Origin of the sequence: Nocardiopsis quinghaiensis, assembly GCF_008638365.1 — a bacterium.
Lineage (GTDB): Bacteria > Actinomycetota > Actinomycetes > Streptosporangiales > Streptosporangiaceae > Nocardiopsis > Nocardiopsis quinghaiensis.
Genome location: NZ_VWVU01000004.1, coordinates 246748 through 263711, shown reverse-complemented (window position 1 = coordinate 263711; position 16964 = coordinate 246748). Strand labels below are relative to the sequence as shown.

Sequence of the window (16964 nt, the reverse complement as noted above, 5' to 3'; positions counted from 1 at the left end):
CCGAGCCGTGGGGCAAATGTTTTTTCTGTGAGCAAAACCGCAGGTGGGAGACGTGTTCTCGGACCTCTTCGTGGAGCGGTCCGGGGCGTGCCCCGCGCACGCATACGCCGCTCGCCGCAGGCGGCGCCCACGGAGTATGTCCTAGGCTCGTCGGTATGACTTCGCCGCTGCTGAGCACACCGGGCGCCGTGAGCGCCGAGTCCCCCGACTCCGGGATCGCCGCGCACTACGGCGACCCCTCCCACGAGGGGCGTGCCATCGAACGTTCGAGCGCGTGGGTCGACCGGAGCAACCGGGGCGTGGTCCGGGTCGCCGGGCCCGACCGCCTGGGGTGGCTCAACGACCTCACCAGCCAGCTGACCACGGGGCTGGCCCCGGGGACCGGCACCGAGGCGCTGGTCCTGGACACCCGGGGACACCTGCGGCACCACCTCTCCCTGATGGACGACGGCGAGGCCACCTGGATCCACACCGAACCCGGGGGCGGCTCGGAACTGGCGAAGTTCCTGGACTCGATGCGGTTCATGCTGCGTGTGGAGGTGGAGGACCTGGGTGACTCCCGCGCGGTGCTGACCGTGCTCGGCCCCGACCGCGCCAAGGTGGTCGGAGCCGCCTCGCTCGACGACGTGCCCGCGCGCGCGGCCGGGGGGGAGACCGACCTGTTCCTGCCCTCCGAGCGGCTCACCGGGGCGGCCGAGGCGCTCACGGCGGCCGGGGCGCGCCCGGCGGGCATGTGGGCCTACGAGGCGAACCGGATCGCGGAGCACCGGGTGCGCCCGGGCCTGGACACGGACGACCGCACGATCCCGCACGAGGTGGCCTGGGTGGACCGGGCGGTGCACCTGGAGAAGGGCTGCTACCCGGGCCAGGAGACGGTGGCGCGGGTGCACAACCTGGGTCGTCCGCCGCGCCGCCTGGTGATGCTGCACCTGGACGGCACCGCCGAGCGCCTGCCTGAGGTGGGCGCCGCGCTCGAACTGGACGGGCGAGCCGTGGGCCGGGTGGGCACGTCGGCCCGCCACCACGAACTGGGACCGATCGCCCTGGGCGTGGTCAGGCGCGCGGTGCCGACCGACGCCGACCTGGTGGTGGACGGCATCGCCGCCGGGCAGGAGGTCGTGGTGGACCCGGACACGGGTGCCAACGCCCAGATCAACCTGCGCCGCCGTCCCCGCTAGGTCCCGCCCCGCGCGTGGTCTTGTGCTTGTGGCGAGTCCGGAGCGCCGCACCCCGCCATGGGTACAGGACCGTCCCTGGCCGGGCCTTCCTCAGTTGGGTTCGAGGGAGGTGCGTCCGGCGATCCTGACCTCGGTGAACTCGGTCCCGACCGGGACCAGGAACAGGATGTGGGTGGTGACGGTCTCCTCGGGGTTGATGCCGTCCCAGAAGTAGTCCCACGCCACGGTGATCTCGGCGTCGACGTCGTTGGCGTACTCCAGGCCGTCGGTGGTCAGGCCGGTGGTCCCGTAGGTGTCGAAGACCGCCGGCCCGGTGCCCTGGTTGGTCACGTGGAGCCGGTAGATGTGGAACTCCATGCCCGAGGGCGCGGTGTCGGAGGATCCCATCCCGTCGGTGATGGTGGTGTCGGTGTAGGCCTTCTCGACCTCCACGAGGAAGGTGTCGAACTCGGCGGAGGCCCCGTCGTAGGACTCCGGCGGCACCGACCGCGGTGCGGGACCCGCCTCACCCTCCCCGGTGGTGGGCCCCTCCCGCTCGGGTTCCCCGCCCGGCGGCTCCTGGCTCGGCGGCTCCTCACCCGGCGGCTCCTGGCCCGGTTCCCGCGCGGCGCCGGGTTCCGGCTCCTCCTCCACGGCGACCACCCGGGCGTTCGGCAGCGGGACGCTCGCCAGCACGGGGACCATGACGACGCAGCCGAGTGCGGCCAGGAACACGGCGACGGGGATGGCGAGGACCCGCACGAGAGAGCCGGGCCCCCCGGGCGGTGGTGCGTGCGGACCGCTGGTGCTCATGTTGGTGTGACACACGCCATGCGTGGTTCATTCCGGTTCGCACACTTATGTTCAAGAATGTCGCACAGCAGGTCAGAGACCCGCCGCACACGTCCCGGGGTCCGGCCGGCGCTGCTCCGGCCGGACCCCGTCAGCCGTGACGGAACGGCTCCGTCAGACGGTGAGGACGATCTTTCCCCGGGTGCGCCCGGTCTGGCTCAGACGCCACGCGTCGGCCGTCTCGGCGAGCGGGAACTCGCGGTCCACGTGCACGGTGAGCCTGCCGCCGTCGGCCAGGCGGGCCAGCTCGGCGAGGTCGGCGGAGTCCGGGCGCACCCACAGCCAGTGGCCGCCCCGCTCCTGGATCTCGGGGTCGGCGACGGACACGACCCGTCCGGCGTCGCCCACCAGGGGCAGCGACTCCCCTGCGACCCCGCCGCCGACGAAGTCGAGCACCGCGTCGACCCCGTCCGGGGCCAGGGCGCGGACCCGGTCGTTGAGGCCGTCGCCGTAGACCACCGGCTCGGCGCCCAGGGAACGCAGGAAGTCGTGGTTGCGCTCGCTGGCGGTGCCGATGACCCGGGCCCCGCGGTCGACGGCGATCTGGACGCCGAACGACCCGACGCCGCCCGACGCGGCGTGGACGAGCACCGTGTCACCGGAGCCGATCCCCACCCGCTCGACGGACTGGTAGGCGGTGAGGCCCGCGAGCGGGACCCCGGCGGCCTGCTGCCAGCTCAGCGACCTCGGCCTGGGCGCGATCATGCGCACGTTGGCCGAGACGAGCTCGGCGTAGGTGCCGTTCTTGGCCCAGTCCTTGCGGAGGTACCCGTAGACCTCGTCCCCGACCCGGTACTCGTGCGCGTCGGGCCCGACCGCCTCGACGACGCCGGCGACGTCCCATCCGGGGATGAACGGGAAGTCCGCCTCCATGAGGGCGTCGAGTCCTCCGGAGGCGAGCTTCCAGTCGACGGGGTTGACCCCCGCCGCCCTCACCCGGATCAGGACCTCGCTCGGCGCGACCTTGGGGTCGGGAAGCTCCACCAGGGAGAGGTCGTCGGCGGATCCGTACTGCTGCAGTGCGATTGCCTTCATGTAACCGACAGCGGTCGCACCAGGCGGTTCATTCCACGACACGCCGTGGCGTGCGGGAGGACACCGGGGCCCGGCGGGACGTACCCGCCGGGCCCCGGACACGCTCCGAAGGACGGGTCAGCGCAGGCCGGCGGCGAGACGCTCGTCGTGCAGGCGCTCCCCCCAGGACGGGGCGAGCGGCGCGACCGGGCCCACCCGCCAGCGCAGCAGCAGGTCGGCCAGCTCGGGGTTGCGGGGCAGGGCCGGTCCGTGCAGGTAGGTGCCCAGCACCTGCCCCTGGTAGGCACCCTCGGTGCGGTCGTCGTTGCCGATGCCGCGCACCGTGGTGGACAGCGGCTTGGCCGACGGGCCGATGGCCGTGCGGCCCTGGTGGTTCTCGAAGCCGGTGATCCGGCCCACGCCCAGCGCCGGGTCCACGTCCGCGACGATCTCGCCGACCGCGCGGCCCTGTCCGCGGCCGCTGCGGATGTCGATGATGCCCAGGCCCGGGAGCGGGTTGGACTCGTCGTCGCCGTAGGACTCGCCGATGATCTGGTACCCGGCGCACACAGCGAACACGCAGGCGCCGCCGGCGGCGGCGCGCGCCAGGCCGCCGTCGGCGCGCAGGCGGTCGGCCGCCAGGATCTGCGGGCGGTCCTCGCCGCCGCCGAGCAGGTAGATGTCGCCCTGCGCGGGCACGGGGTCGCTGGAGTAGACCTGCACGACCTCGGTGGGGATGCCGCGCAGTTCGGCGCGGCGCTTGAGGATCAGGACGTTGCCCTGGTCGCCGTAGGTGCTCAGCAGGTCGGGGTAGATCCACACGATCCGCAGTGCGCTGGTGTTCGTCATGGGCATCTCCCTACTGGACTCGGCCGTAGGCCGTGCGGATCTGCTGGAAGGCGGTGTAGTTGGCGATGAGGTCGACCTTGGTGATGTCGGACTGCTCCGCCTTGAGGCGGCCCAGGACCTCGTCCACCCGGTCGGCGACCTCGAACTGGACGCCGTCGGTCTCCAGGCGCAGCGCGAGGTCGGTGCGGCGCTCGCCCATGACGAACACGCGGCGGCCGCGCAGCACGGTGTAGTCGACGTCCCACAGCCAGGAGGTGTCCTTGCCGTCGGGGACCTGCGCGTTGACCGCGAGGATCACCGGTGTGCGGGGCGGGTCCAGGACCGCGAAGGACTCCAGCCACCCGGCGGGGTTCTTGGAGAGCAGCAGACGCACCTCGACGCCCATGGTCACCACGGAGGTGTAGCGGCCCGCGACCGAGGTGACCTCGCGCAGCCGCTCCACGGTGCGCTCGGGGTGGATGCCGTACCCGGCGGCTGTCGCGGCGGCGATCGCGGCGTTGGAGCGGTTGGCGTCACCGGGCAGGTTCATCCGCAGTTTGACGCGCTGGCCCTCCGGGGTGAGGAGGGCGTCGGAGTCGTTGTCCACCGCCCAGGTGGTCTCGGGCCTGGCCAGCCCGCACTCGGGGCACTCCCAGTGCGGGTCGGTGTCGCGCTTGAGGTGGCCGCCGCACTCGGGGCAGCACCAGGAGTCCTCCTTCCAGCGCTGGCCCGCGGAGACCCAGGTGGCGTTGGGCGCGCCCAGGCCCGCCCAGGCCACGAGCGGGTCGTCGGCGTTGGCGATGACGTGGGCGTTGCTCTTGCCCAGGGCGACGCGCCACTTCTTGGCGAGCAGGTTGATCTCCGAGGCGCGGTCCATCTGGTCGCGGCTCAGGTTCATCAGGACCACGAACGTGGGCTGGGTGGCGAGGAGCACCTGGGGGAGGTACTTCTCGTCGACCTCCAGCACGCCGTTGACGGCGGACCGGTTGTCGGACAGCGCGGTGATGTGCCCGGTGGGCATGTTCGCGCCGTACTCGTTGGTGGCCACGTCACCGAACTCGCGCAGGGCCTGCGCGATGAGCCTGGTGGTGGTGGTCTTGCCGTTGGTGGCGCTGACCAGGGTGAGCCTGCGGCCCCGGGCGAGCTTGGCGAGCAGGTCGGGTTCGACCTTGAGCGCCACCCGGCCACCGATCACGGAGCCGTCTCCCCGCCCGGTGGCACGGGACATGCCGGCTGCGCTCCTTCCCAGAACAGATGCCAGTTGGGCGCGCAGGGGAAGCTCGCTCATCTCATCTCCAGAATTGCTGGATCGCCCGTGCCGGTCACTCCTGGGAGGTGGCGGGCGATGTGTCGGCCAAGCCTATTGTCCACCGTGGATCAGCTTCGCCAGTCCAACCGCTCGGGCGGTGGGCCGAGGTTGGGCGGCACCTGGCCGTCGGCCCCCACCGGCGTGGGGGAACCGCGCCCGGAGGCGGCTCCGCCCGGCGTGTCGGGAGTGGCGGGATCCGGGGCCGCGATGCGTGGGCGACCGCCCGCGGTGCGCCGCCCCCTCCCGGTCCGGCTCCCGGCCGCGGTGTCACCGTCCCCAACGTCCGCTGGGACGGCGGTGTTCCGGGAGTCGTCCACCGAGGCGAGGGTGGCTGTGGACAGGGTGAGGATACCCGGGTTGGTGTCGGCCAGCACGGGGCCGTCGGCTGTCAGGACCAGGGCCGCCGTGGAGGGCAGTCCGCGCAGTGACTCGGCGTCCAGGCCGCAGGCGCGGACCGGCTGGGCACCGCCGTCCCCGGCGGCGGCGGGCGCGTCGACCTCGGCGGCCTGCGCGGTGGCCCGCCCCCAGGCGGTGGCGGATCTCACATGGCGGACGAGGTCGAGGGGGGTGAGCGCGGCGGCCGCGCTGCGGATCACCGCGCCGGACTCGGTGTGGGGGGAGGGGAAGAACCGGTCGTCGGCCTCCACCTCGGCGTCGGGGTCCTCCCCCGCTCCGGTGACCGAGTCGCCCACGGCCGCGCCGATCACCTCGGTGAGCCGGTGCAGCCGCAGCCCGTCTGGGTCGTGTCCGGAGACACCGGGCGCGGCGGCCACGGCACGGGCGACGGTTCCGGCCGAGCCGCCGCCCTGGCGCATCACCACGGGCAGGCAGGCGGGGTCGGAGAAGCGGGCGAGGGCGGCGGGGGTGGCCGTGCGGAACATCAGGACGACCTCCACCCCGCTGTCGGCTGCGGCGGTGAGGACCTGGTCGACCTCCCCGGGCGGAAGGGTCTCGGCACCGCAGACCACCACGGTGCGGGTGCGCTCCGGGCGCGCCGGGGTGGTGCGTTCGGGACGCGCCCGGGTGCGTCCGCCGTCCACGGTCCCGGGCTCCTGCGGAACCTCCAGCAGCTCGCTGAGCGCGGACACGGCGTAGGTGCCGTAGACGCGTGCGGCGGCCCTGCCGGAGGCCCGGTCCGTGGAGATGATCTTGACCTGGGCGTACTCGGCGCCGTCCGCGCGGGTGCCGACGGCCTCGAAGGGGCTGAGGCGGCGTTCGAGCTCCCAGGCGCGTCTGCGGATGCCGTGGCCGTCGGCGCAGCGCTCGCGCACCCGGACACGCTGCTTCGGGGTGAGCAGCGCGAGCGCGGGGTCGTCCTCGGCCGCGTCGTCCTCGGGGGTGAGGAGTGCGCGCAGGCCGCCGATGAGCTCGGCGATCCCGGCGCGCGGCCCCAGTACCTCCAGCAGGCGCAGCAGGAGGGTCTCGTCCGCGTCGGCGCCGTCGGTGCCGGTGTCGTCGGAGGCCGCCGCGACGGCGGAGAGGATACGGGCGCGCTGGCCCGCGTCCAGGTTGGTGCCCAGGGTCATCCGGGGCAGGTCGGCGGGGAGCACCCAGCGGCGCGGGGCGACGGCGCAGCGGCGTGCCAGCCGGACGAGTTCGCGGACCACGGAGCGGCCGGTGAGGTCGACGACGGTGAGGTCGCCGCCCTCGCGCAGGCGTGAGACACCGACGGTGGTGAGCAGCGCGGACCATCCGGCCTCGTCGCCGCCGACCACGACGACGGTGCCGACGTCGGCCGTCACCCCGTACCAGAGCGGCTGTGCCTCGTAGGCGCGGGCGGCCGCCCGCCACTCGGTGTACCTGCGGGCGTGCTCGCGCTGCTGCTCGCGCAGGTCGCGGTCGCGTTCGTCGCGTTCGGCCGCCAGGCGCTCCCGGGCCCGCTCCAGCCGTTCGGCGACGACCTGACGGCTCTGGAGCAGGGCGAAGGAGATGGGCGCGGCGATGGCGACGCAGGCGAACACGCCGCCGAGGGCGAAGCTGCCGGGGAGGATCCGCAGCGTCCACAGCAGCGGGAACAGCAGGGCGAACAGGGCGAGTCCGGCCAGGGCGAAGTAGAGCGGCCGGTTGGTCTGGGACTCGCTGTCGCGCTGGGCGGCGATCCACTCCTCGCTGACGGTCTCGGTGTCGGCCGGCGTCGGACGGCGCGGCGCCGGGCCCGGGGGCGGCAGGAGCACGGTGTGCCGCCAGCCGACGTAGGTACGTCCGGCCTCGCCTCGGGATGCGCCGCCTGACCGGGGGTTGGGCACCGTCCGAACACCTCCTGACCGGCCGTCGTGGGGCGGCCGGGGACTCGTCCATGCGGGGTTCCGGCCCGGGGCCGGAGTGTGGGCAGAATGCTGTCACCCGCCCCGCGTGTTTGTCACGGCCCCGCGCACAGAAGGCGGGGCGCCGGTGCCGGACGGTTCCCCGTCGGCACCGGCGCCCCGTACGCCTGTCGTCCGCCGTCGGCGGAGCGTCTAGGCCGTGTTTCCCTGAAGCTCCGCTGCGCTTCGCTTCATGCTCGGGCCCCGCTCGCCGAACAGACCCTAGGCCTGGACCTGCAGGTCGATGACCTTGCCCACCTCGGCCTGCACCGTGTACTCGGCGGTGAAGCCCTTGGAGGCCAGCACGCGGACCTTCCAGGATCCGTCGGCGGCGAAGAAGCGGAACGTGCCCTCCTCGCCGGTGGCCACCTCGCCGACGAAGTCGTCGGAGGAGTTGAGCAGGCGGGCGTAGGCCCCGCGCAGCGGCTCGCCGTCACGGGTCACCGCGCCCTGGATGACCGCCTGGTCGCCCGCGTCGACGTCGGCGAGGGCGACACCGCCGACCGGTGCTCCGCAGCTGTCGCTCACTTGGCCTCGGCCTCTCCCAGCTCGACCGGCACGCCCACCAGGGAGCCGTACTCGGTCCACGAGCCGTCGTAGTTCTTGACGTTCTCCAGCCCCAGGATCTCGTGCAGGGCGAACCAGGTGTGCGAGGAGCGCTCGCCGATCCGGCAGTAGGCGATGATGTCCTTGTCCAGGTCCACCCCGGCCCCGGTGTAGAGCTCGCGCAGCTCGTCGGCGCTCTTGAAGGTGCCGTCCTCGTTGGCGGTCTTGGCCCACGGGATGTTGCGCGCGGTCGGGATGTGGCCGGGACGCTGCGAGGTCTCCTGCGGCAGGTGCGCGGGGGCCAGCAGCTTGCCGGTGAACTCGTCGGGCGAGCGCACGTCCACCAGGTCCTTGTCGCCGATGGCCTGGACGACCTCGTCACGGAAGGCGCGGATCGAGGAGTCCTGCTCCTTGGCGGTGTACTGGGTGGGGGCCCGGTCCGGGACCTCCTCGACCAGCTCGCGGGAGTCGAGCTCCCACTTCTTGCGGCCGCCGTCCAGCAGGAGGACGTCGTCGTGGCCGTAGAGCTTGAAGTACCAGTACGCGTAGGCGGCGAACCAGTTGTTGTTGCCGCCGTACAGGATGACCTGGTCGTCGTTGCCGATGCCCTTGGCGGACAGCAGCTTCTCGAAGCCGGTGCGGTCCACGAAGTCACGGCGGACCGGGTCCTGCAGCTCCGTCTTCCAGTCGATCTTGACGGCGCCACGGATGTGGCCCTTGTCGTAGGCGGACGTGTCCTCGTCGACTTCGACGAGGACCACGTTGTCGTCGTCCAGGTGAGCCTCCACCCAGTCGGCGTCCACGAGGACGTCGGAGCGGCTCATAGGGAACCTCCTGTGTTTCTTGTGCGGTGTCGCGTGTGCGTCGGTGCTCCCGGGGTCGGTCACCCCGGGGTGAGGGGGGTCAGGCCGTCCTCACCGACACCAGCAGGCGTCGGCCGAGAAGGTAGGTCTCGCACCCCGCGCAGTAGCCGAACGCGGCGTTGAGGAAGGCGGCGAAGAGTGCGAGGGCGGTCGCGGCGATACCGAGCCACTCCGGGCCCGCCAGGTATCCGACGAGTCCGAGAGCGGCGAAGGCGAGGCCCACTCCCTGTGCGAACCGGGGCGGCCGAGCGTCCTCCGACTCGGCCGGGGGGCCGAGCCCGGGGCGCACCACGGCGGCGAACAGCAGGCCGTAGGGCGACCGGCGGACTCCCATGACCACCGCGACGGCGAAGACCAGCGCCTGGAAGCCGAGAACCCAGGGGTTGCCGGTGGCGAGGGCCGTGGCCAGTACGAGAGTGGTCAGGGCAGCCGCGAAACGCTGCCCGCGAGGGTCGACCTGCATGGCGTGATGTCCCCAGCTGCGTACGAGGAGAACGAGGAACCTGTCGCACGGAAGAGGCGTGGGCCCGTGGGGGCCGTCCGCCCTAGGAACACAGACAGAGCGCGGCGGCGACGCGGCAGAAGTCCACTGCCCGTCGCTTCGTCAGATACGCGCTCGTCAAGGAAGTCACACCCCAGACGCTACAGCCCCCATTACGCGTTTGTCACGGGTGTGGTGGGTCACAGAGGCGATATCCGCCCCGGTGGGGCGTTCGCCGGGAGGTGGCTCAGGAGACCGCCGCGCCGATCGCGGCGATCACGTCCGGTTTGCGGGGCTGCCCGCTGGCCCGGCTCACCGTCCGGCCCGAGGCGTCCAGGACCAGGACGGTGGGAGTGCGCAGGATGTCCAGGCGACGGACGAGGTCGAGCCTGGACTCGGCGTCCACCTCCACGTGCGCCACGCCCTGGACCATGTCCGCGACCTCGTCCAGGATCCGCCGGGTGGCCCGGCAGGGCTGGCAGAAGGCGGTGGAGAACTGCACGAGCGTGGCGCGCTCCCCCAGCGCGGCGCCGATGTCCTCGCCGGTGAGGGTGCCGCCCGCGGCGCCGTCGACGGATTCCGCCATGTCGTTCTCCTCCCCCTGGGTGCTCCCCTCCCGGTGTACCCTCCGCCGGCCACCCGCGGGGACGGCGCGCCCGCGCGGGCCCGAAGGCGCGCGGAAGCGCCCCAGGCCCCGCCGCCACACCAGTCCGGCGACGGTGGCCAGGATCAGGGTCGCCGCGAGCGCGACGACTCCGGGCAGGTCCATCAGGCCGCCTCGGACCCCATGATCGGGACGTCCTGGGCGGTACCGGTGACCCGCAGGCCGCTGGAGGTGGTCTCCGCCTCGGTGACGGTCAGGCCGAAGGGCAGCTGGGGGACCTGGAAGCTGGAGGTGAGCATGCCCGAGACCGTGTCGCCGACGCCGGCCGGGGCGGCGCCGATCTGGATGTCGACCGGGGTGACGGTCACGGTGCCGTCCTCCACGGCGAACTCGCCGCCGGCGTCGACGGGGGTGCTGATACCGGATCCGGGCAGGGCCAGCTCACCGCTGATGCGGGGCTCGTCGCCCTCGGTGGTGATGGTGATCCCCTCGGGCAGGTACGCGTTGAAGTAGGAGTAGGGGACGGTGAAGGAGCCGTCCAGCCGCCCGGCCACCACGCTGGGCTGGTCGAGCAGTTCGGCGGGGGGCGCCTCGACCTCGGTGGCGGTGACGTCGACCTGCTCGACGGTGATGCTGTCCATGGTGGCGGAGGCCGCGGTGATGTTGATCTCGGAGTAGGTCCCGCTGAGCGCCTGCGGCAGGAAGGCCCAGCCCTCGATCGAGACCTCCGGCTCCTCGGACATCTGGAGCTGTTGGGCCACCTGGCGCGCGACCATGTCCTGCGCGAAGCCGCGGGCCCCGATGTCGGCCGCCACCACGAGGGCCGCCAGGAGGACGAGAAGGACGACGAGGAACTTACGCATCGGAGATCCCAGCACACTTTCTTTCGTTCCGGCGCGCTCGCGACTGGGTCGTCCCGCCGGTTCCGGTCACACGCCATCGGTGCCCGTCGGGCACCGGTCATGAAAAACCTGTAGGGAAGATTACTTCACCCGAGATGGGACGCCGGGAGCCTTTCGGTGGTTCATTATGCCTGGACAAGTACACCGATTCGAGACATTCTCCCGGCGTGACAAGGAGCGGCCACGGGACTTCCCGGGGCCGCGGGCCCGTGTCTCAGTGGGGCATCAGCATGGCGGTGAGGCCGTCACTGGCCGCCGCACCCGAGAGGGAGAGCTCGATCACGTTGGTGGCGACCACGTGCTGGGTACTGAGGCGGGAGAACTCCAGCACGTGCGGCTGCTGCTCGTGCTCCTCCTGCGCCAGCTCGTCGCGGTAGATCGCGTAGACGATGCGCTGCAGCGGGGCGCTGGGCACCGTGTGGCAGGCGAACAGCAGGGTGTCGGGCTCCCGGTCGGAGACCCGGGCGACGACGGCTTCGGCGAGACGGTCGAAGCCCGGCCCCCGACCGTCGGCGAGCGTGTAGATGGTGATGACGCCGCGCAGCTTGGCGGGCGGGGCCTGCCGGACCGGCGGACCGTCGTAGTAGTCGTCGTAGGGGTCGGCTTCGCGGCGTTTGCGGCGCACGGGCTCCTCCAGAAGTTCGTCGTCGAGGTCCTCGTCCGCGTCGTCGTAGTCGTAGTCGTCGTAGTCGCCGTAGTCGTCATAGGGATCGCGGCGGGGACGCGCGGCCACGGCCGCCGCGCCCCACAGGGCGGAGACGGCTCCGAGCATCAGCAGCGCGCCCCAGGCGCCGAGACCGAGACGGCCGACCAGGACGGACAGCAGCACGGCCAGGGCGACCAGCCCCAGCACCGACAGGTCGGTGCCGCGGTCGCCGGAGGCGCGTCTGGCGACCGCGGCGAGCGCCGTGACGAGGAGGACGGCGACGAGTACCTGCGCGACGTTGACGAGCGAGCGCGGGATGAGGTCGTAGTGGTCGCCCAGAGCGGGGTAGGAGGCGCCGAAGCGGGTGCTCACCCGGTCGACGGACAGCACCACCAGGGGAACGATGGTGAACGCGCTGAGGAACAGTCGCGAGGTGAACCGGCCGCGGGGCGAGCGGACGCCGTACTCGAAGGCGCCCCAGGCCATGTAGAGCGGGCCCAGGAGGCTGATGCCGATGTGCAGTATTCGGAAGGTCGTCTCCCCGAACTCGAACATCGTCCCGACCACGCCCGCGCTGAGCCCGACCGTCGTACCCAGTGCGGCGACGAGCCAGCCGACGGAGGCCACACCGGGACGGCGCTGGGCATAGGCGGCGAGCGCGGCGGTGGCGCTCCAGCCCACCAACGCGCTTATGAATGCCAGTCCTACCGTCACCATCCCGACAATGATGCTGCACGTTGGTGGGTGGATGTGCACTCGGTGCAGGTATGGGGGGTTCGCCTCGGGGAAGATCCCGCAGAGTGGAGGCCACGGCAGTGATTCACACTGTGACCTTCATCACCCAGTTTGTCACCGCGTCGCAGAGGCCGCACCCGCCCCGCGGGTGGCCGTAGGCTCGCAACTACGCGGGGAGCGCCGCCCCTGCACCGGAAGGCCCGACCGCACCAGAGGGCCGTCTCCCCCGCCCAAGCCAGGAGAGAACCGTGTCACACGACGTCGCGCCCCCGCCGCCGAACGGCCCCGGGGCCGCCTTCTTCGACGTGGACAACACCCTGATGCGGGGTGCGTCGATCTACCACTTCGCCCGCGGCCTGGCCTCCCGCGACCTGTTCACCACCCGCGACCTGGTGCGGTTCGCGTGGGGGCAGACGGTGTTCCGGGTGACCGGGAGCGAGCAGCCCGAGCACATCAACGCCGCGCGCGAGGCCGCGCTGGCCTTCGTGGCCGGGCACGACGTGAACGACCTGGTCTCCCTGTGCGAGGAGATCTACGACGACACCATGGCCGACCGGATCTGGGAGGGCACCCGGGCGCTGGTCCAGGGACACCTGGACGCGGGGCGGCCGGTGTGGCTGGTGACGGCGACCCCGGTGGAACTGGCGCAGATCATCCGGCGGCGGCTGGGGCTGACCGGTGCCCTGGGCACCGAGGCCGAGAACGTGGACGGGGTGTACACGGGGCGGTTGAACGGGGACCTGCTGCACGGTCCGGCCAAGGCCGTGGCGGTGCGCGCGCTGGCGCGGAGGCAGGGGTGGGACCTGGCGTCCTGTTCGGCCTACAGCGACTCCTCCAACGACCTGCCGCTGCTGTCCCTGGTGGGGCGCCCGCACGCGGTCAACCCGGACGCCGACCTGCGCCGGTACGCGCGCACGCACGGGTGGCCGGTACACGACTTCCGGCGGCACCGGACGGCACTGCGGGTGGCCGTTCCGGCCGCCATGGCGGGTGCGGTCGCCGGCGCGGTGGCGCTACGCGCGGTGAGACACCACAGGGCGGGCTGAGGAAGGGACGCTCTCGGGGGGCGCGGTGCCGCCGGGCGCCGACTGTCGCGCTGGATGACGAGGGGCTCTGGGGGCCGGAGCGTTCCAGGCTGCCCGAAAAGCCGCCAGAAGCCCTTTCCGGGCCTTTCCAGGCCCGGGCCGCGCCCTTGCCGGGCGAGGGCCCTCAGCGGCCCAGTGTGGCCCTGGCGAGCGCGAGCACGTGGACGGGCCGCAGGCCGTCTCCGCGTGAGGACGGGTGCCGGCTGTCGGCGTAGGCGTCGAAAGCCTCCACCGAGCTGTAGGCGGGCGACCAGTCCAGCACCCGCTCCAGGGAGCCGGAGTCCATTCCGGAGGTGTCCAGCTCGGTCCGCACCGCGCGGGAGGCGCTGGAGCTCGCGTAGGCGATCCGGCCGTGCCTGGCCAGACCGCGCAGCACCCTGAGGCCGCGCTTGGGGACGGGGAGCCGCTGGCCGCCGACGCGGCGCAGGCAGTGGGAGAGCGGGACCGAGTCCGCGCCCGCCACGTCGAAGGACCCCGTGCTGTCGCTGAGCGCCATGCGCACCAGCGCCTCGACGCCGTCGTCCTCGTGCAGGAACTGCACGCGGGGATCACTGCCGAGCACCGTGGGCACGAAGCGTGAGTCCAGGTAACGGGTGAGGGGGGTGCGCACCGAGGGGCCGATGAGGTTGGCGAACCTCAGCACGGCCACCGACAGGTCGGGGCGGCGGCGCTGCAGGCCACGGGTGTGCCGTTCGACCTCGGCCGCGTCGTCGGCGTCCAGGGTGGCGCTGGACCGCACCACCAGACGCCGAACGGTGGTGGAGCGCTGGGCCGCGCCGAGCACCCGCATGGTGCCCAGGACGTTGTCCTCCCGGTTCGGGACGTTCACGGTGTCCAGGCCCAGGTGCAGGACGAGGTCGGCACCGGAGTCGGTGACGATCCGGTCCAGGCTCCCGTCGTGCAGGTCGACATGGGAGTATTCGACCCCCGGCGCGTCCGTGGACGGCGGTGAGGAGTCGGCACCGATCACCCGGCGGACACCGGGCTCCTCGCTCAGGGACTGCGCGACCCTGGTGGCCAGGGGGCTGGAGACCCCTGTGACGAGTACGACACGAGCCATGGCGACACGTTCCTTGGAAGGAGACGGGAGCTGTTCCGGTAGGCCCGCGGACCGTTCACCCCGAGGGTGAACCGGCGACCGCGACCCGTGAGGCACAACAGCGCCTCACCCAGAAAATTCCATTGCTACGGCAAAGGCCGCACAAGGACGAAGATGTCTCCGCGTCCGGGGCGTGCCTGTGGCGCGCCCGCGCCCGCGGAGAGACGACGTTCGCCGCAACCGCTCCTACTTCTTGTTGCGACGCGCGACACGCGTGCGCTTGAGGAGCTTGCGGTGCTTCTTCTTCGCCATCCGCTTGCGGCGCTTCTTGATGACGGAACCCATGGGATCACCTTCTCGCTGACGAGAGTTACGGACATGCCGCACCGCTGGACGGTGGAAACCGGCAAGGAGCTCGGATGCGGTCGCTGGGCCCACTGGGCACCGACCCGCGCAGGACGCGGGGGTGGCCGGTGCGACCGGGACGACCCCGGGAAGGCCAGCGCTGGAGAGCGCACCCACCGCACCCGAAGCCCCAGCTTACCGCTACGGGTAAGCGCTCCGGGTCACGCCCCGGGGAGCGCGGGTTCGTCCTTGTACAGGACGGCGGCCGGCTCAGCGTAGCTGACGCTGGTCAGGCGCTGTTCGACGAAGGTCAGCGACGTCACGCTCGCCAGGTTGCACTCACGCAGGTCCGGCCGGTGCCACAGGCGTTTGCCCTCGGCCGCGCGGCGCGCCATCCAGATCGGGAGCTGGTGGCTGACGCACACGGCCTCGCGCCCCCACGCGGCGCGACGGGCGACCTTGACCATCTCCACCATGCGGGCGACGATCTCGGAGTAGGGCTCGCCCCAGGACGGCAGGAACGGGTTGTAGACCCGGCTGAACACGCGGGGGTCGCGCACCGAGCGCCGCGACAGCGCCATGCCCTCGAACTTGTTGGCCGCCTCGACGAGCCGGTCGTCCAGGGTGACGGACAGGCCCGCCGCCTTCTGGAGGGGAACGGCGGTCTCCTGGGTCCGGTCCAGCGGCGAGGAGAACAGCGCCGCGATGTCGTGGCCGTCGAACCACTCGGCGGCCATCTCGGCCATCTGGTGGCCCCGGTCGCTGAGGTGGAAGCCGGGGAGCCTTCCGTAGAGCACCTTGCCCGGGTTGTACACCTCTCCGTGCCGCAGCAGGTGCACGACGGTGGTCGTCGTCATCGTGTGTGTCTTTCCTTCGGGGTCATGGGCGTCAGGGACGGGTCAGCCCTGAGCCTCGGCAGCGGCCCGGGCCGCCCTGGGCAGTGCCGAGACCACCCTGTCGACGGCGGCGTCGTCGTGCGCCGCGGAGAAGAACCACGCCTCGAAGGCGGCGGGCGGCAGGTACACGCCCTGGTCGAGCATGGCGTGGAAGAACGCGGAGAAGACCGCGGTGTCGGTGGTGCGCGCGGTGTCGAAGTCGACGACCTCCCGGTCGGTGAAGAACACCGTGAAGAGGCTGCCGCCGCTCTGGACGCGGTGGGCGACCCCGGCGGCGCCGAGCTCCTTGGAGACCTCGGTCCGGACCTGCTCGGAGACGTGGTCGATGCGGGCGTAGACCTCGGGGGTGGCGCCCCGCAGGGTGGCGAGTCCGGCGGCGGTGGCCAGCGGGTTCCCGGACAGGGTGCCCGCCTGGTAGACGGGGCCGTTCGGGGCGAGGCGGTCCATGATCTCGGCCCGGCCGCCGAACGCGGCGGCGGGCAGGCCGCCTCCCATGACCTTGCCGAAGGTCATGAGGTCGGGGACGACCTCCTCCAGGCCGTACCAGCCCGAGGCGCTGACGCGGAAGCCCGTGAGGACCTCGTCGAGGACGAGCAGGGCCCCGTTGGCGTGCGCGATCTCCTTGAGGCGTGCGTTGAACCCGGCCCCGGGCGGCACGACGCCCATGTTGGCGGGGCAGGCCTCGGCGATGACGCAGGCGATGTCGTCGCCGTACTCGGCGAAGGCGCGCTCGACGGCCTCGGTGTCGTTGTAGGGCAGCACGAGGGTGTCGGCGGCACTGGCGCCGGTCACGCCCGGGGAGTCGGGCAGGGCGAAGGTGGCCAGCCCGGAACCGGCGGCTGCCAGGAGCGCGTCGACGTGTCCGTGGTAGTTGCCCGCGAACTTGACGATCTTGCTGCGTCCGGTGAAGCCGCGCGCGAGGCGGATCGCGGACATGGTGGCCTCGGTGCCGGAGTTGACGAGGCGGACCTTCTCCACGGGGGTACGTCCGACGATCAGCTCGGCGAGCTCGACCTCGCCGGGTGTCGGCGCGCCGTAGGAGGTGCCGGCCTCGACCGCGCCGTGGAGGGCCTCCACGACGGCGGGGGCGGCGTGGCCGAGGACGAGCGGCCCCCAGGAGCACACGAGGTCGACGTACCGGTGGCCGTCGGCGTCGGTGAGGTAGGGGCCCTCGCCCTTGACGAAGAAGGGCGGAGTGCCGCCGACGGCGCCGAAGGCGCGCACAGGCGAGTTCACGCCGCCGGGCACGACGGCGGAGGCACGCTGGAAGAGCTCTGCTGAATTCTGTTGAGTACCCACTTCACCAGTGTGTCAGTTGTGTCCTGCTCCGAGGCCGTGACCCGCCTCGCACAGGCCGGA

General features: G+C 72.3%; 18 protein-coding genes. 2 read left to right on the top strand and 16 right to left on the bottom strand.

Annotated elements, in window-relative coordinates:
- Positions 1–155: 155 nt before the first annotated feature.
- Positions 156–1178 carry a CAF17-like 4Fe-4S cluster assembly/insertion protein YgfZ gene (gene ygfZ, locus FYX01_RS11920; protein WP_150240567.1) on the top strand — a complete coding sequence of 341 codons (1023 nt, stop codon included), beginning with the start codon at positions 156–158 and terminating at the stop codon, positions 1176–1178.
- Between the two features lie 90 nt (positions 1179–1268).
- Here ygfZ and FYX01_RS11915 read toward each other — a convergent pair whose 3' ends face one another.
- The 12 genes from FYX01_RS11915 to FYX01_RS11865 all read right to left on the bottom strand — a co-directional run bounded on the left by FYX01_RS11915 (position 1269) and on the right by FYX01_RS11865 (position 12222).
- On the bottom strand, positions 1269–1970 hold the full coding sequence (locus FYX01_RS11915) for a DUF4352 domain-containing protein (protein ID WP_223830413.1): 702 nt from the start codon (positions 1968–1970) through the stop codon (positions 1269–1271).
- 153 nt (positions 1971–2123) lie between these two features.
- Complete coding sequence (locus tag FYX01_RS11910) at positions 2124–3044, bottom strand: NADP-dependent oxidoreductase (RefSeq protein WP_150240565.1); 921 nt, start codon at positions 3042–3044, stop codon at positions 2124–2126.
- A 117-nt stretch (positions 3045–3161) separates the two neighbouring features.
- The gene (locus tag FYX01_RS11905; protein ID WP_150240563.1) at positions 3162–3872 is read right to left on the bottom strand and encodes a type 1 glutamine amidotransferase; all 711 of its coding nucleotides are present in this window, start codon (positions 3870–3872) and stop codon (positions 3162–3164) included.
- Between the two features lie 10 nt (positions 3873–3882).
- The gene (locus tag FYX01_RS11900) at positions 3883–5139 is read right to left on the bottom strand and encodes a MurT ligase domain-containing protein (RefSeq protein WP_150240561.1); all 1257 of its coding nucleotides are present in this window, start codon (positions 5137–5139) and stop codon (positions 3883–3885) included.
- Between the two features lie 89 nt (positions 5140–5228).
- Complete coding sequence (locus tag FYX01_RS11895; RefSeq protein WP_394350457.1) at positions 5229–7406, bottom strand: hypothetical protein; 2178 nt, start codon at positions 7404–7406, stop codon at positions 5229–5231.
- A gap of 279 nt (positions 7407–7685) precedes the next feature.
- Positions 7686–7991, bottom strand: a complete 306-nt coding sequence (locus FYX01_RS11890; RefSeq protein WP_150240559.1) for a DUF1416 domain-containing protein — start codon at positions 7989–7991, stop codon at positions 7686–7688.
- On the bottom strand, positions 7988–8833 hold the full coding sequence (locus tag FYX01_RS11885; protein ID WP_150240557.1) for a sulfurtransferase: 846 nt from the start codon (positions 8831–8833) through the stop codon (positions 7988–7990). The genes FYX01_RS11890 and FYX01_RS11885 overlap by 4 nt, the downstream gene beginning before the upstream one ends.
- A 79-nt stretch (positions 8834–8912) precedes the next feature.
- Positions 8913–9335, bottom strand: a complete 423-nt coding sequence (locus FYX01_RS11880) for a DUF4395 domain-containing protein (protein WP_150240555.1) — start codon at positions 9333–9335, stop codon at positions 8913–8915.
- Positions 9336–9417: 82 nt separating this feature from the next.
- The gene (locus tag FYX01_RS27245; RefSeq protein WP_366930680.1) at positions 9418–9504 is read right to left on the bottom strand and encodes a putative leader peptide; all 87 of its coding nucleotides are present in this window, start codon (positions 9502–9504) and stop codon (positions 9418–9420) included.
- A gap of 96 nt (positions 9505–9600) precedes the next feature.
- Positions 9601–9939: a TlpA family protein disulfide reductase gene (locus FYX01_RS11875; protein WP_150240756.1), complete on the bottom strand. Its 339-nt coding sequence runs from the start codon at positions 9937–9939 to the stop codon at positions 9601–9603.
- Between the two features lie 182 nt (positions 9940–10121).
- Positions 10122–10820, bottom strand: a complete 699-nt coding sequence (locus FYX01_RS11870; RefSeq protein ID WP_150240553.1) for an LmeA family phospholipid-binding protein — start codon at positions 10818–10820, stop codon at positions 10122–10124.
- Between the two features lie 253 nt (positions 10821–11073).
- Positions 11074–12222 carry a putative quinol monooxygenase gene (locus FYX01_RS11865; RefSeq protein ID WP_150240551.1) on the bottom strand — a complete coding sequence of 383 codons (1149 nt, stop codon included), beginning with the start codon at positions 12220–12222 and terminating at the stop codon, positions 11074–11076.
- Positions 12223–12488: 266 nt separating this feature from the next.
- Between FYX01_RS11865 and FYX01_RS11860 the strand changes: the two genes are divergently transcribed.
- Positions 12489–13286, top strand: a complete 798-nt coding sequence (locus tag FYX01_RS11860; protein ID WP_150240549.1) for an HAD family hydrolase — start codon at positions 12489–12491, stop codon at positions 13284–13286.
- Between the two features lie 163 nt (positions 13287–13449).
- On the opposite strand, the gene FYX01_RS11855 is transcribed toward FYX01_RS11860, so the two are convergent.
- The 4 genes from FYX01_RS11855 to hemL all read right to left on the bottom strand — a co-directional run bounded on the left by FYX01_RS11855 (position 13450) and on the right by hemL (position 16904).
- Positions 13450–14385 carry an NAD-dependent epimerase/dehydratase family protein gene (locus FYX01_RS11855; RefSeq protein WP_150240546.1) on the bottom strand — a complete coding sequence of 312 codons (936 nt, stop codon included), beginning with the start codon at positions 14383–14385 and terminating at the stop codon, positions 13450–13452.
- Positions 14386–14610: 225 nt separating this feature from the next.
- Positions 14611–14709 (bottom strand): 30S ribosomal protein bS22, encoded by a 99-nt coding sequence (locus FYX01_RS11850; RefSeq protein ID WP_013155353.1) that lies wholly within the window; start codon positions 14707–14709, stop codon positions 14611–14613.
- Between the two features lie 221 nt (positions 14710–14930).
- Positions 14931–15566, bottom strand: coding sequence for a histidine phosphatase family protein (locus tag FYX01_RS11845; protein WP_150240544.1), 636 nt, complete (start codon positions 15564–15566; stop codon positions 14931–14933).
- 42 nt (positions 15567–15608) lie between these two features.
- Positions 15609–16904: a glutamate-1-semialdehyde 2,1-aminomutase gene (gene hemL / locus FYX01_RS11840; RefSeq protein ID WP_150240542.1), complete on the bottom strand. Its 1296-nt coding sequence runs from the start codon at positions 16902–16904 to the stop codon at positions 15609–15611.
- Between the last annotated feature and the right edge of the window lie 60 nt (positions 16905–16964).

Coding starts and splice junctions, on each gene's coding strand:
- ygfZ (WP_150240567.1), top strand. CDS start 156: ATGACTTCGCCGCTGCTGAGCACACCGGGCGCCGTGAGCGCCGAGTCC.
- FYX01_RS11915 (WP_223830413.1), bottom strand. CDS start 1,970: ATGAGCACCAGCGGTCCGCACGCACCACCGCCCGGGGGGCCCGGCTCT.
- FYX01_RS11910 (WP_150240565.1), bottom strand. CDS start 3,044: ATGAAGGCAATCGCACTGCAGCAGTACGGATCCGCCGACGACCTCTCC.
- FYX01_RS11905 (WP_150240563.1), bottom strand. CDS start 3,872: ATGACGAACACCAGCGCACTGCGGATCGTGTGGATCTACCCCGACCTG.
- FYX01_RS11900 (WP_150240561.1), bottom strand. CDS start 5,139: ATGAGCGAGCTTCCCCTGCGCGCCCAACTGGCATCTGTTCTGGGAAGG.
- FYX01_RS11885 (WP_150240557.1), bottom strand. CDS start 8,833: ATGAGCCGCTCCGACGTCCTCGTGGACGCCGACTGGGTGGAGGCTCAC.
- FYX01_RS11880 (WP_150240555.1), bottom strand. CDS start 9,335: ATGCAGGTCGACCCTCGCGGGCAGCGTTTCGCGGCTGCCCTGACCACT.
- FYX01_RS11875 (WP_150240756.1), bottom strand. CDS start 9,939: ATGGCGGAATCCGTCGACGGCGCCGCGGGCGGCACCCTCACCGGCGAG.
- FYX01_RS11870 (WP_150240553.1), bottom strand. CDS start 10,820: ATGCGTAAGTTCCTCGTCGTCCTTCTCGTCCTCCTGGCGGCCCTCGTG.
- FYX01_RS11865 (WP_150240551.1), bottom strand. CDS start 12,222: ATGGTGACGGTAGGACTGGCATTCATAAGCGCGTTGGTGGGCTGGAGC.
- FYX01_RS11855 (WP_150240546.1), bottom strand. CDS start 14,385: ATGGCTCGTGTCGTACTCGTCACAGGGGTCTCCAGCCCCCTGGCCACC.
- FYX01_RS11850 (WP_013155353.1), bottom strand. CDS start 14,709: ATGGGTTCCGTCATCAAGAAGCGCCGCAAGCGGATGGCGAAGAAGAAG.
- FYX01_RS11845 (WP_150240544.1), bottom strand. CDS start 15,566: ATGACGACGACCACCGTCGTGCACCTGCTGCGGCACGGAGAGGTGTAC.